The sequence below is a fragment of the Psychrosphaera sp. genome, assembly GCF_982872775.1.
Map to the genome: position 1 here is coordinate 33,765 of NZ_CEYNSH010000023.1, position 13,667 is coordinate 47,431.

Here is a 13,667-nt window from a genome sequence, read left to right on the forward strand (position 1 = left end):
CAGCAACAGTTTAAAACTAAAATCCGTTAATGTGACTAAATTTTGATCGGGCATTCAAAATTATTTGGTTTAACGGCGAGTAAATCACACTCTACATTGTCGATAACATGCTCGGCAGTATTACCAATCAACGCAGCACTTAAACCCTGTCGCCCAACTGTTCCAATAACGATTAATTCTGCGTCCAGCTCTTTTGCTAAACGCGGGATAACATCTTCTGGTAAACCCTCTAAAACATGGCAGTTGTGTTGTCTTACACCAGAACCATCTGCCAACTGAGCCATACTTTTTTCATGGTGTGCACACATTGATGCGTTGTATTCATTTGGATCGAACTCTGGGATTTCAACGGCAATATTAACTGGCGTAGGTGGATAAGCGTTCACTAGATGAACCGTAGAATTGAGCAATTTAGCCATGAAATCAGCAGTGCCTACGATTTCGTTATTTAACTGTTTGTGCTCTTCATCATCAGTGCCTGTTGAGACAGCAGCCAAGACTTGACCATGTTCAGGCCATGCATGTTCTTTTACGAGCAAAACTGGGACTGGACATTTTCTTAATAAGTGCCAATCCGTTGGAGTAAATATCACAGATTTTAAGGAGTCGTGTTGATGAGTTGCCTTAATGACAATATCGTATTTGTTTGAGAGCACCTCCCTAATGATGCTTTCATAAGGCCTGTTATGCCAAACGACTTTAAAGCCGACATTCTCTTGATTTAATTGGCTTTCATTGATCATTTCTTCCAGCCATGCAGAGCGATCTGAAACTACGGCTTGTTTCATCGCATCACGCTCGTCCAAAGACAACATCGTCGTCATTTCATATGAAAAGTCGTAAATGGAAAGAAATAGGGTGATTTCACAAGGGTGTTTTTGAGCTAACTCTAATGCTCGTGCGAACGCTTTTTGATTGTCTTCGGTTGGATCGATAACAACCAATAACTTGTTGAGTTCTTTCATGACATTTCTTTCCTTTTGATTACTCTGACCATCTTGCCCCTAAGGTTTACGTGTTTAAACCTTCTTTTCGTCAACGTACATTTTTAACGTTAAGTCTAGACTATCAAAAAGAATTCGTAACTTATTTGAACTAAATCAAGTTTTTATACTTATTTCATTAACGCTTGCAAACCGTTAAAGTCTCGTATTTCTACAAACTTACCATTAAGAAATAAAATATCTTGTTTTTGTAGTTTACTGAAAATACGGCTCACGGTTTCAACTGTTAACCCTAAATAGTTGCCTAAATCTGCACGGGTCATTGTTAACCTGAAGTTTTCTGGAGAAAGATTACGCTCAGCAAACCGAGTTGATAATGATACTAAAAATGTACATACCCTTTGTTCCGCTGTTTTTTTATTAAGCAGCATAAACATAGCTTGATCATTGGAAATTTCATTGCTCATTAGGCGTTGTACTTGATGACGCAAAGCTGGCATTGAAACTGATAGGTTATCAATCGTATCAAAAGGGATTTCACACACCATACTTGTTTCAAGTGCTTCAGAATAAGAAATATGTTGATTCGTTGCGATTCCGTCAAAACCAATGATATCACCAGGTAAGTGAAAACCTGTTATTTGTTGAATACCTTCTTGGTCAATGAGAAATGATTTAAAACTACCTGAACGCACTGCGTAAAGAGAACGGAGGTTTTGGCCTGCCTCCACTAAGCGTTGTCCTTTCTGGTAAGGCTTTTTACGCTCAATCATGTTATCTAATTTGTCTAAATCATCGTTACCTAAAGAGAAAGGCAGGCAAAGTTCACTAAGGTTACAGTTAGTGCAACTAATTGAAAAACCTTTGCAAGAAGCAGTATTCCTTACGGTAGTCATATTATGTCCCGATAATTTTGAATATAGAATTAGACAGGCTATAAAGCGCCATAGCTACGATAATAAGCCCAAATAGGAGCCTAATTCCAGTTTTTTGCAAATAATGAGAAAGTTTTGTGTTGAAGGCAGTTAAGCCAATAAGCGCTGGAAGCGTTGCAACCCCAAAAGCAGCCATTGTCATCCCAGCAACCAACGTTGAAGGGGCTAATATGGCTAATGATAATGCGGTATACACTAAACCACAGGGTAAGAAGCCCCAAAATACACCATAAAGTAAGCATTTATACCAAGAGTCGATAGGCAGTATAGACTTTTTCACTGGTGCTAAAACCCTTTCAAACCACTTACCGATATGTTCGATCATCAAAACACGGTTAGATAAATTGGCAACATGTAAGCCTATTCCAATCATTAACAGACTAGCCAATACGGATAAATAGAGCACACTCCCATTAGTAGCCACAACGATACCTTGACTCATCATATTCGCCAACACACCTAACGTCACATAGCCTGATACACGACCAATACTGATTAAACTAGAATAGAGTAGAAATGACCGTTCTCTTGGAATGGAAAAACCAAGTGCCATAGACAGAGAACCACACATAGTAACGCAATGGATCAGGCCAAATAGGCCCATCAAAAATGCAGTAGAAACTAAGGTCACTTGTTAACTCTGGTTTCTTGTGGTTGATCGTCGATGTTCTCGGCAGGCTTGTTCTGTACCTTTGGTTCGTCATCCATAAGTATCGATAAACCTTGTTTTTCTAGATCATCAAACTGTTCAGACTTAGTCGCCCAAAAGAATGCAAATACGCCTATTATCAGGAAAATAATGGCAATGGGTATCAAATAATAAATAATACTCATACAGTGTAACGCGCCTTAACGAAGTAATCGCAATGAGTTTGAAACTACAATAATAGAACTAGCCGACATACCAATGACCGCAATATAAGGTGGAACTAATCCCAGCATCGCTATCGGTAATATAGTGATGTTGTAACACAAAGACCATAATAAGTTTTGTTTTATAATTTTTTGGGTTTGTTCAGCGTAGTCAAACAGGGTGCCTATAGTCGCTAATTTATCTTTTACAATAATAATGTCCGCTGATTGTTTCGTAATGTCGGCCCCGCTCCCCATTGCAACACTCACGTCTGACGCTGCAAATACCGGCGCATCATTTATTCCGTCACCAAACATCATGACTTGTTTGCCTTTGGTTTGACTCTCTTTAATATAATTGGCTTTATCATAAGGTGTGCAACCAGAGAGAACACTTGTAATCTCAAGTGCCTTAGCAGTAACTTCAACATTATCGCTTTTGTCACCCGTTAACATCGTTAGTTGTAAACCCTTGTCACGGAGGTGACTTAATGCATTGATAGCGTCAGATTTTACCGCATCTACAAGCCAAAACTCGGCGACAAGCATACCATTAAAAGAAACATAAACATTGGCACCTGTGTTGACGGTTTCAATATATCGAGCATTACCAACCTTGATATTTACTTCAGTACCGTCGTGCTGATAGGTTCCTGAAATACCTTGACCTACGTTTACTTCCACATTATGCAAATTATCTTTAACCGATGGGGAGTCATTGCTAGGGGTTACTTCCATGCTTAAGAATGCTTTGGAAATAGGGTGTTCGCTGTTTTTTTCTAGTTCTAGAATTATTTGCGTGGCTAAATTGTCATCTATTTTTAGTGCGTTTAAATGATTTTGATGCCATATCGCGTTTTCAATGACGAACTGACCGTTAGTCAGAGTACCCGTTTTATCAAATGCAACGGTATCTATTGCATTGATTCGATCAAACGCCTCCGAGCTCTTTATCAATATACCGTTCTTACTCAACGTAGAAAGTGCACAGGTATAAGCGGTAGGAGTTGCCAAACTAAGAGCACAAGGGCAAGTAGCAACTAAGACGGCTAATGAAATCCACAACGCATCATCTGGCGAAACAAAATACCAAGTTGTATAAGTAATAACTGACATGACCAATTGTGCAAACACAAACCAATGGGCCACCTTGTCTGCCAATACACTGTACTTTGGCTTAAAATCCGCGAAAGCTTGTTGCATTTGATTAATATTACTTAAAGCCGTGTCTTTACCTGTCGCAGTTACCTCTATTTCTAGCAGGCCGTCTGTATTTACAGAGCCGGCTAATACTAAGCTACCAAATGCTTTTGGTTGGGGTTCAAATTCACCTGTTAACAATGACTCCGATACTTCAGAGCTACCACTAACGACTTTGCCATCTACTGGGATATGTTCGCCTGCTTTTATTAAAACGATGTCACCAGTCTTTAGGTCGTTTAAAAGGACTTGTTCTTGGCTACTCTGAGACTGATTCGTCTTGTTTAGCCGTACAGCTGTTAATGGAAGTGTCGATGTTAGATTAACATTTGAAAGAATGGCTTTGCTCTTGGCTCTAAACTCAAGATATTTACCAATTAATAACAAGAAGGTAAACATGGAGATGCTTTCAAAAAACACTTCTCCCTTTGGCGCGGTCAACTCGGTCGTAACCAATTGATAAAAGCTAGCCGAAAATGCACCAAATATAGCGACACTTACAGGGACATCCATATTCAGTTTTTTGGCTTTTAATGACGTGATTGCGCCTGTCAAAAATGGAATAGCAGAATAAAATATAACTGGGATCGAAAGCGCTAAACTTACCCATTTAAAATAACCTATTTGATGAGGTTCCATGTTACTAAATGCGCCAAAATACATAGCAACAGCAATCATCATGACTTGCATAGTAAACAAGCCCGCGACTCCAAGGCGCTTGACGTATTCTTTTTCTTTCTCTTTGAGCTTTGTTTCTGTGTCTGAAACTTTAAACGGTGTCGCTGGATAACCAATACTGCGCAGACGCGTAAAAATAGTTGAAAGGGAGGTTTTGTCCTGGTTCCATTCAATCGTGCCACGTTGATTAATCGTATTGACACTTATTCGAATTAATCCACCCAAGTCCTCAACTGACTTTTCAATTAACCATGCACACGCAGCGCAATGTATGTTGTCGATTAAAAGCGTCATTCGATAGGTATTGTCTTTTGCAGATAGAGTATCCGCTATTAGCTGGATATAGTGGGTTTGGTCATAAAGTATAAAGTCTGACTGAGCTTCAATACTTTCGTCGGGGCGACTAGGTAACTCAGAACGAAACTCGTAGTAGTTTCCTAATCCATTATCAAATATATGTTCTGTAACGGCTTTGCACCCCAGACAACAAACTTTTTCGTTTCCTTCTGGGGTTTTGGCCAAAATTTCAGGTGAGTTAGCAAAAATCTCTGTTCCGCAGTGAAAGCAACTACTCATTTAATCTTATGCCTTTAACTCAACCCAATCACTGCTTGGTAGTGCAACTTTTTGTTTTACTTTCCAGCTGCCGTCCATTGGCTCAACAAATAGACTCCAGTTACCTGACAAGGCATTGTCCAATGTTTTACCATATATACCGTTAGAAGCAGCTGTAACAACAAAGTCCATATCGCGTTTACCCTGTGTAGAATGAACTAAGGTTACTTTCAATGCCGTTAAATCTTCGTTAGCTTGAATTTCAAAACGCTTATTGATCATGCGAACTTTTAATTCAATCCCTGAGTTCGCATACGCTTTATATAGCGTTAGTTCTTGGTTAATTGCTTTTCCCTTTTTGTAATAATCATCAACAATGATCTCTGGCTGATTTTTATTTGTGATGATGATTGTAGCAACGCCTGAAATCATCGAAGTTACGGGTAGGGCGATTACAAACCACAGCCATGGGTATTTGTACCAAGGTTTATTGTCTTTTTTCATCAAATACGTCTCTTAAAATTTCTAACTATCAAACTCCAAAACCAATACGTAGAGACCAACTGGTTTTCTCACTTTTATAAGTTTTGAACAGATATAAAAAAAGCCTCCGAAGAGGCCTTTTATTCTACCCTAATTTTACTTATCAGGGTGCGAAATATTGTAAATATACGCTGAAATTACGTGAACTTTATCTTCACCTAATACGTCTTTCCATGCTGGCATTACACCATTACGACCGTAACGTAATGTCTCTTCAACTGCTTTACGTGAACCACCGTATAACCAGATGTTATCGGTTAAGTTTGGCGCACCAAAAGGTAAATTGTGAGCAAGAGAACCTTTACCATCTGGACCGTGACAAGCGGCACACATCGCAAATTTAGCTTGGCCAGCATCTGCTAATTTGTCGTTAACTTTACGACCCGCTAGACGAAGCACGTATTCAGTCATTTCTTGAATACCTTGTTCGCCTAAAGCTGCTTCCCAACCTGGCATCTGGGCTTTACGGCCATATAACAAAGTTTCTTTGATAGTTTCTGGAGAACCACCAAATAACCAATCGTTATCGCGTAAATTAGGGAAGCCGTCAGAACCGCGTGCATCAGAGCCATGACATAGTGCACAGTTTTGAAGGTATAAACGCTGTCCTACTTTAAAACCTTGTTCGTCGTAAGCTAAGTCAAGAATTGGTTTGCTTGCTAACTCTTCAAACACAGGACCAAATACTTCATCAGCGCGGGCCATTTCTTGGTCTAATTGCACCAATAAACCTTCTTCACGTGCCTTAGCAGCTAGACGCTTTGACTCGTCTAATGTCGTGATCCCCTGGTTTGAGCTCTTCCAGCCTAAAACACCTTGCCAGTTACCTAAACCAGGCATGGCGATCAGGTAAAGTACTGACCAAACCAAAATTAGGTAAAAAGTGTATGTCCACCACTTTGGAAGAGGGTTGTTTAATTCTTCGATACCGTCAAATTCATGACCCATCGATTCGCCTTCACCAACGTGTGTATAATTTTTAAGGTTCCATGTGATAATAAAAAAACATGCAACTATAGAGAAAACGGTAAGTATGATTACCCACCAACTCCAAAAACTAGTCATTACCATTAGATGACTCCTTCTTAGTAGGCTGATCCTTTACATCGTCATCATCAAGAATAGACTCGGCGATATTATCAAAGTCTTTTTTCGACTTTTTATTATATGCCCAGTAAACGATAGCCAAAAATAGTATCAATAAAATTAAAGTGTAAATTCCGCGGTACGTTCCGTAGTCCATAAAGCCTACTTAAGGTGAGTACCTAGTTGCTGAAGGTAAGCAATCAATGCTTCCATTTCAGTCTTGCCTTCAACCGCTGCTTTTGCACCAGCAATATCTTCAGCAGAATAAAGCGGAATGTAGTTACCTTCTTCATCTTTATGAGTTTTACCAGCGGTTAGGCGGTTAAACACTTCTAATTTCTTTGCAGTGTATTCACCCGTAAGTTTGTTCTCTTCTAACCAAGGGAAGCCTGGCATATTAGATTGAGGAACAACATCACGCGGGTTGATCAAGTGAACACGGTGCCAGTCATCACTGTATCTTTGACCTACACGAGCTAAGTCTGGACCAGTACGCTTGGAGCCCCAAAGGAATGGGTGATCCCAAACTGACTCACCAGCAACAGAGTAATGGCCATAGCGCTCTACTTCTGCACGGAAAGGTCTGATCATCTGACTGTGACAGTTGTTACAACCTTCACGGATATAAATATCACGGCCTTCCATCTCTAATGGAGTAAGAGGGCGTAAGTTCGCGATAGGTGTTGTTGTATCTTTTTGGAACATTAGTGGAGTAATTTCCACTAATGCACCGAAGCTGATCGCTATTACTGTAAAAATCGCAAGTAGCGGAACGCTTTTTTCTATTTTTTCATGATGGTTAGTCGCCATAAAATACTACTCCTTATGCTACTTGCGGTTGTGTTGCTTCTGGGTGCTGTTTGGCGTGGCGAACAGTTTTAACAACGTTATAAGCCATAACCAACATACCCGCGACAATGAATACACCGCCTACAAAACGAACGAAATAGTATGGATAAGAGGCCTCTAAACTTTGTACGAAGCTGTACGTCAATGTACCGTCCGCGTTTACAGCACGCCACATTAGACCTTGAGTCACACCAGAGAACCACATCGCAACGATGTACAATACAACACCTACTGTGTGTAACCAGAAGTGCGTATTAACCAGCTTGTTAGACACCATTTGTGACAAGCCGTACAAGCGTGGAATTAAGTGATATAGGGCGCCAATCGAAATCATTGCAACCCAACCTAATGCACCAGAGTGTACATGACCGATTGTCCAGTCAGTGTAGTGTGATAATGCATTAACTGATTTGATTGCCATCATCGGGCCTTCAAACGTCGACATACCGTAGAAAGACAGTGAAACGATTAGGAAACGTAAAACTGGGTCAGTCTTAAGTTTGTGCCAAGCACCAGATAACGTCATGATACCGTTGATCATGCCACCCCATGATGGGATAAATAAGATAACTGACATTACCATTCCAAGAGACTGTGTCCAGTCAGGTAGTGCAGTGTAATGCAAGTGGTGAGGGCCAGCCCAGATATAAAGAGATACAAGTGCCCAGAAGTGAACGACTGATAAACGGTACGAGTAAACAGGGCGTTCGGCTTGTTTAGGTACAAAATAATACATCATACCCAAGAAACCTGCAGTTAGTAGGAAACCAACGGCATTATGACCATACCACCACTGAACCATGGCATCGACTGCACCTGAGTAAATTGAGTATGACTTCATACCATTTACTGCAATAGCTTGGCTGTTTACGATGTGAAGTATTGCAACCGTTATAATAAAGCCAGCGTAGAACCAGTTCGCTACATATATGTGACTTGTCTTACGAATCGCTAGTGTGCCTATAAACACATATGCATAAGCTAACCAAACGATGGCAATCGCAATATCAATTGGCCACTCTAATTCTGCATATTCTTTTGATGTTGTGTAACCTAATGGTAACGTGATTACGGCAGATAAGATGATGGCTTGCCATCCCCAGAACGTAAATGCAGCAATCTTGTCACTGATAAGTCTTACTTTACAAGTACGCTGTACCACGTAATAAGAAGTTGCGAAAAGAGCACTTGTACCGAACGCAAAGATTACGGCATTGGTGTGCAATGGACGCAAACGTGAGAACGTAAGCCAAGGCGTATCGAAGTTTAGTGCAGGCCAAATTAACTGCGCAGCAATTAAAACACCTACGCTCATACCTATGATACCCCACAAAACAGTTGTTAAAGCAAACTGCTTTACAACCTTGTAGTTGTACTCTGGGTGAGCAATGTTTGTTGTTGTCATAGTGTGGTTCCACTTACCCGTGAAAAATAAGGTTATTAAAGTTTTAAATTTTAGACTCTATTTGAGATTTTTGGGTTAAATAAACCAAAAACTCAATTAAAGACATTAGCGCGGGGTGCATAATAAAGACTTTGAGAATAAAATAACAGCGACCAAGTGCAGTTTATTGTCCCAGATCAACGATTAGAGAATCCGAATGCTCAAAAAAACAACGTTTAGGCTTTTTGTTTGGCTAACCAGTAGTTTAGTTTTAATGTTATCTGGATGTAGCGATGATATAGAAACGTCAAACAGCATTGATTGTGAGGCCACGCCTTCAAATTGTACTGAGCTTAAATCTCCTTCAGCTGCAATCTTTATAAACACCGATATTATTATGGTAGAGAATCTTTATTCGATCACTTTTAGAAGCACAAAACCAATAGTATCAGCAGAGTTAAACGCCCTTAATATGAACATGGGTATCATTCCTATAGTCTTTAATGATTCTACGGGCATCAATACTCCTGAGGTTAAAAAAGACAGTTATGAGCGCACAGCTAATTTATACTTTGGTATGTGTGCAGAGCCAAGAATGGAATGGTTATTAATATTGAAGTTTGCGGATGAAAGCGTCGAAACGGTTCCAATAAGCAGCTATTGGAACCGTCAGTCTATTTAATATATGGTTGGACTTCCAGTGTCCTTCACTCATTCGCTTAGTGGTTCATGATGGGTTCCGCGTATTGGGTAATTATTTTCAGGGTCCCTAATCCACTTCAATCCTTCATAAAGTTTTATGACTTCTGGGCGAGCAAAAGGGTTGTTGCTTATATCCACTACCTGTAAGTCATTATCTTGGTTTACGATAAAAAGGGCAGGTTCAGCGAAGACATGGTCAGTTTCGTGTTCATTTCTTGGCACAGATTGATAAACCCCCAATTCATCCATCGCTTTTAAGCTAAGACTATGTGCAATGGGAAAACCTATTTTTAAATCTTTTTTATGAGCTTCAAGTTGTTCTGGCCTATCCGCAGATACAGCAATCATGTCGATACCAATATCCAGTAAGAGGTATTTAAAGTCTTCTAATTCATTCAAAAACTTTGTGCACATAGGGCAGTGTGCCCCCCTGTAAACCACAACCATTTGCCAATCTGCATCTTCATTGATTGGCTTACCGAGTGTGACGTCTTTGCCACTGTCCAAAGTGACTTGAATGGTTGGAAACTGACTACCAGCATGAAGTTTATTAGTAAACATAAGATCCCTTCTTTAAATTGGTTCACTTCTTTTAACGTCTATAAACACTTTACAGTTCAATAATAGTATTAGTGTAAATTCATCGAACATGCCATTAATTACCTTTAACAGGTCCGCTCATCGGTCCAATGTATGAGTGAAAATACCCAGTTTTCATAAGTAGTTTTGCTCATTACGGTTTTGTGCCGTTCCTTCTAGTATTTGTAGGTTTTTTAAACAAAGGTAAAAGAAAATGAAAACAACAACTAACTTTAAGTGGAATAAAAGCATAAAAATATCCACATTGGCGGTTGCTATTACAATGGGGCTGAGCCTAGCTAACACCGACGTACTGGCGGCAGGCTTAATTGACCACCATAAAATAGCACAACCAGATTTTGACCTACGAAAAGCAAACGCCTTAATGCCAATGCAGTCTCAACTTGATTGGGTAGAGCAAAAAGGATTGGATGCGCGTTGGAATATGTTTGGTACTCCACACTCATTGATCAACCACAGTGGAGTGGTCGATTCTGGATTACAAGGCGATACTCCGGCACAGAGGGCAAAAAATTGGCTCGCTAACAACAAAAACCTGTTTAATATGACCGAGTCTGAAGTTGAAAACCTTCGCGTAGTAAATGTAAATGAAATTGGTGCAGGTCATATAGTTTTACTAGAGCAAACATTTAATGGTTTAGAAAGTGCCTATGGTGGCCGCGTTAGTATGGCAATCAAAGGAGATAAGCTTGTCTATTTATCTTCATCTTTAGCTGGCAAACAAGGAGCTGTAGCAGAGCCTCAATTAGATGGAATAACCGCATGGCTCACGGCCGCTGGTAAAGTGGGTAAAGTTATAGACGCGGTTTCGGTAAAGACGTTAGAAAATGACCACACTTGGTCAATGTTATCCGTTCCGGGTTTTGCACAACCGCAACGTTTTAGGTTAGTCGCCATGCCGACGCCTAACGGTGTCGTGCCAGTTTTTGAAACAATAGTCATCAACGTCGACGGTGGGGAAGCAGAAGCTTACACCATGTTTGTCAATGCACTAGATGGTGAAGTAATCTCTCGTCAAAACAGAGTTCAGCACATAGCCCAAACTGAATCATTTACAGGTGAATTTACATCTGCAACATCCTGCGGCCCACTACATGGGCCATACACGTTAGGAAATGGTAACAAACGTATCGTCGTTAATGGACATGCGGCTGTACCTGCCAATGATGTGGTTATTAAGTTACACGATGACAGTGGTTTGATTGCAACACACGATTTAGGAACAACTCCGGATACCATGGTGTATGAACCAGCAGGCGGTATACCCGCTGGCGATTATTACGCGCAAGTTTGCCCATATCAAAGTGCGACCGTAGCGCCTTATAACTATGTTGGCACCATAACATGGGATGATACTGAAGTTCCTAGTGTATTTAACACGGCCACTTGGAATGTGTTCCCTACGGGGCCGTCTCTTGCAGACAGTAGCCAAGATATACGAGAACAGTGGTGTTGGAGTGGCGAAGATGGTGCAGGTGCACCTTTACCAGACTGTAAATTAGTTTTAGAAAACTCCGCGGCGCGCGCACCGTGGGACTTTGATTTCCAGACCAATGAATCAACCTTTACAACTGTAGGTAACGCGGCGGTAACAGGAGAAGCATGGGGGAGTCCATTAACACCTGCGGAAGGTAATCGCCCTGTATCACCTACGAGACAATACGACTTTCCTTTCAAAGATACATGGCGTCAGTCCCAATGTTCGCCGACTGCATTTGCAGATGCGTCATCTGGTTCAGCAAATGATGTCTATGCCGCTACAGCAAATTTGTTTGCTATGCACAACCGAATGCATGACTGGTCATATTATTTAGGCTTTACTGAAAAAAACTCAAACTTACAAAAGTCAAACTTTGGCGCAACGGGTAAGGACCGAGAAAACGATCCAGAAATCGGTAACGTCCAAGCCGGCGCCTTAACAGGCGGAGCACCAAGTTATTTAGGTCGTGACAACGCAAACCAGATCACTCTTAACGATGGTATTGCACCGATTACCAATATGTATTTGTGGCAACCAATCGCAGGTGCTTTTTATGCGCCTTGTTCAGATGGCGACTATGATATGTCGGTCATTGGCCATGAATATGGTCATGCGATTCAAAACCGAATGGTAGATGGCCCTAACGGAAGCCTTTCAGGCAACCAAGGCCGTGCTATGGGTGAAAGTTGGGGTGACTTAACTGCGGTTGAATACCTGTTTGGTAATGGTTTTGTTTACCCTGGTAGTAACCCTTTTGCAGTTGGTGCATTTGTGACGGGTGACAAACAACGTGGTATTCGTAACTACGCCATGAATAACTCGCCACTTAACTACTCAAATGTGGGGTATGATTTTGTTTGTAACAGCTCTCTTCTAGATTTGCCAGGTGCAGAGTGTGCAGAAGAAACACAAGTTCACGCTGATGGTGAAATCTGGAGTGCGACAAATTATCTAGTTAGGCAGGCATTAGTTGAAGCCTATGACGGCGCTTATCCATACAATGATCGAGCCTTACAACAAGCTTGTGCTGATGGTGCTTTACCTGTTGATCAATGTCCAGGTAACCGCCGTTGGATACAGTTAGTACATGATGCGTTTTTGATGTTGCCAGCAACACAATCAATGTTGGATGCACGTGATGCGATGTTAGCTGCAGATGTGCTCCGTTTTGATGGTGCTAACCATGAAGCAATGTGGCTCGTTTTTGCAAACCGCGGTTTTGGTATCGATGCATCAACCGTTGATGCCGATGATCCAGATCCAATTCCTTCGTTTGCTTCACCAAAACATCAAAATGCTAGCGTAAGCTTTAAAGCAGTCGCGAAAGATGAATTTATATTTTGTGGCGGTTGTAATGACGAACGTGGTTTACAACCTTTAAAAGCAGATGTGTATGTCGGTAACTTTGAAGCGCGTGCGATGCCAATCGTAACCACAATTGGTGACCACAATAATATGGCAGCGCCAGTTGAACTCGCACCTGGTACTTATGACTTTTTAGTCGTTGCTAGGGGTTATGGACACTTCCGTTTTACACAAACTGTAAAAGCAGGTGAACAAACAACATTAATAACTAGATTAGCGAGTAACTGGGCATCTAAATCACAAGGTACGGTTGCATTTGGAGCTGGTGAGAGTTTTGATGGCCTGATTGATGACACAGAAACAACTAACTGGATTAATAGTGCGACGGATGAAATGCGTGGTTCCGAAGTCACCATGGAATTAGGTCCAGTTCGTGCAATAAATCGAGTGCAAGTGAGTGCGTTACCAGAAATGTCTGGTAATCGTTTTACGGCTTTACGTCAATTCGAAGTCCTAAGCTGTAATTCAGTTTTGGCTGACTGTAACGACGATTC

At 41.0% G+C, this 13,667-nt stretch carries 13 protein-coding genes; 2 read left to right on the forward strand and 11 right to left on the reverse strand.

The window, feature by feature from the left end; genetic code table 11:
- Positions 1-35: 35 nt before the first annotated feature.
- The 10 genes from uspE to ccoN all read right to left on the reverse strand — a co-directional run bounded on the left by uspE (position 36) and on the right by ccoN (position 9,047).
- Complete coding sequence (gene uspE / locus AC4E96_RS08510) at positions 36-965, reverse strand: universal stress protein UspE (RefSeq protein ID WP_490255509.1); 930 nt, start codon at positions 963-965, stop codon at positions 36-38.
- A gap of 149 nt (positions 966-1,114) precedes the next feature.
- A complete protein-coding gene (fnr, locus tag AC4E96_RS08515; RefSeq protein WP_490255510.1) occupies positions 1,115-1,840 on the reverse strand; it encodes a fumarate/nitrate reduction transcriptional regulator Fnr in 726 nt (241 codons plus the stop codon).
- A gap of 1 nt (position 1,841) precedes the next feature.
- The gene (locus AC4E96_RS08520) at positions 1,842-2,510 is read right to left on the reverse strand and encodes a sulfite exporter TauE/SafE family protein (protein ID WP_488032317.1); all 669 of its coding nucleotides are present in this window, start codon (positions 2,508-2,510) and stop codon (positions 1,842-1,844) included.
- Positions 2,507-2,713 (reverse strand): cbb3-type cytochrome oxidase assembly protein CcoS, encoded by a 207-nt coding sequence (ccoS, locus tag AC4E96_RS08525; RefSeq protein ID WP_488032318.1) that lies wholly within the window; start codon positions 2,711-2,713, stop codon positions 2,507-2,509. The genes AC4E96_RS08520 and ccoS overlap by 4 nt, the downstream gene beginning before the upstream one ends.
- Positions 2,714-2,728: 15 nt before the next feature.
- Positions 2,729-5,185: a heavy metal translocating P-type ATPase gene (locus AC4E96_RS08530; RefSeq protein ID WP_490255511.1), complete on the reverse strand. Its 2,457-nt coding sequence runs from the start codon at positions 5,183-5,185 to the stop codon at positions 2,729-2,731.
- A gap of 6 nt (positions 5,186-5,191) precedes the next feature.
- Positions 5,192-5,668 (reverse strand): FixH family protein, encoded by a 477-nt coding sequence (locus AC4E96_RS08535; protein WP_490255512.1) that lies wholly within the window; start codon positions 5,666-5,668, stop codon positions 5,192-5,194.
- A 135-nt stretch (positions 5,669-5,803) separates the two neighbouring features.
- Positions 5,804-6,772, reverse strand: coding sequence for a c-type cytochrome (locus AC4E96_RS08540; protein ID WP_490255513.1), 969 nt, complete (start codon positions 6,770-6,772; stop codon positions 5,804-5,806).
- Complete coding sequence (locus AC4E96_RS08545) at positions 6,765-6,950, reverse strand: cbb3-type cytochrome oxidase subunit 3 (protein WP_488032322.1); 186 nt, start codon at positions 6,948-6,950, stop codon at positions 6,765-6,767. Before AC4E96_RS08545 ends, AC4E96_RS08540 begins: the two co-directional genes overlap by 8 nt.
- Before the next feature lie 5 nt (positions 6,951-6,955).
- Positions 6,956-7,603, reverse strand: coding sequence for a cytochrome-c oxidase, cbb3-type subunit II (gene ccoO, locus AC4E96_RS08550; protein WP_488032323.1), 648 nt, complete (start codon positions 7,601-7,603; stop codon positions 6,956-6,958).
- 13 nt (positions 7,604-7,616) lie between these two features.
- A complete protein-coding gene (gene ccoN / locus AC4E96_RS08555; RefSeq protein WP_488032324.1) occupies positions 7,617-9,047 on the reverse strand; it encodes a cytochrome-c oxidase, cbb3-type subunit I in 1,431 nt (476 codons plus the stop codon).
- 196 nt (positions 9,048-9,243) lie between these two features.
- Here ccoN and AC4E96_RS08560 point away from each other — a divergent pair, with 196 nt between their 5' ends.
- Positions 9,244-9,708 (forward strand): hypothetical protein, encoded by a 465-nt coding sequence (locus AC4E96_RS08560; RefSeq protein ID WP_490255514.1) that lies wholly within the window; start codon positions 9,244-9,246, stop codon positions 9,706-9,708.
- A 29-nt stretch (positions 9,709-9,737) separates the two neighbouring features.
- On the opposite strand, the gene AC4E96_RS08565 is transcribed toward AC4E96_RS08560, so the two are convergent.
- The gene (locus tag AC4E96_RS08565; protein ID WP_488032326.1) at positions 9,738-10,289 is read right to left on the reverse strand and encodes a redoxin domain-containing protein; all 552 of its coding nucleotides are present in this window, start codon (positions 10,287-10,289) and stop codon (positions 9,738-9,740) included.
- A gap of 232 nt (positions 10,290-10,521) precedes the next feature.
- Here AC4E96_RS08565 and AC4E96_RS08570 point away from each other — a divergent pair.
- Positions 10,522-13,667, forward strand: a 3,146-nt coding sequence (locus AC4E96_RS08570) for a M36 family metallopeptidase (RefSeq protein ID WP_490255515.1), incomplete at its 3' end; no start/stop codon positions are given.

Coding starts and splice junctions, on each gene's coding strand:
- uspE (WP_490255509.1), bottom strand. CDS start 965: ATGAAAGAACTCAACAAGTTATTGGTTGTTATCGATCCAACCGAAGAC.
- fnr (WP_490255510.1), bottom strand. CDS start 1,840: ATGACTACCGTAAGGAATACTGCTTCTTGCAAAGGTTTTTCAATTAGT.
- ccoS (WP_488032318.1), bottom strand. CDS start 2,713: ATGAGTATTATTTATTATTTGATACCCATTGCCATTATTTTCCTGATA.
- AC4E96_RS08530 (WP_490255511.1), bottom strand. CDS start 5,185: ATGAGTAGTTGCTTTCACTGCGGAACAGAGATTTTTGCTAACTCACCT.
- AC4E96_RS08535 (WP_490255512.1), bottom strand. CDS start 5,668: ATGAAAAAAGACAATAAACCTTGGTACAAATACCCATGGCTGTGGTTT.
- AC4E96_RS08540 (WP_490255513.1), bottom strand. CDS start 6,772: ATGACTAGTTTTTGGAGTTGGTGGGTAATCATACTTACCGTTTTCTCT.
- AC4E96_RS08545 (WP_488032322.1), bottom strand. CDS start 6,950: ATGGACTACGGAACGTACCGCGGAATTTACACTTTAATTTTATTGATA.
- ccoO (WP_488032323.1), bottom strand. CDS start 7,603: ATGGCGACTAACCATCATGAAAAAATAGAAAAAAGCGTTCCGCTACTT.
- ccoN (WP_488032324.1), bottom strand. CDS start 9,047: ATGACAACAACAAACATTGCTCACCCAGAGTACAACTACAAGGTTGTA.
- AC4E96_RS08560 (WP_490255514.1), top strand. CDS start 9,244: ATGCTCAAAAAAACAACGTTTAGGCTTTTTGTTTGGCTAACCAGTAGT.
- AC4E96_RS08565 (WP_488032326.1), bottom strand. CDS start 10,289: ATGTTTACTAATAAACTTCATGCTGGTAGTCAGTTTCCAACCATTCAA.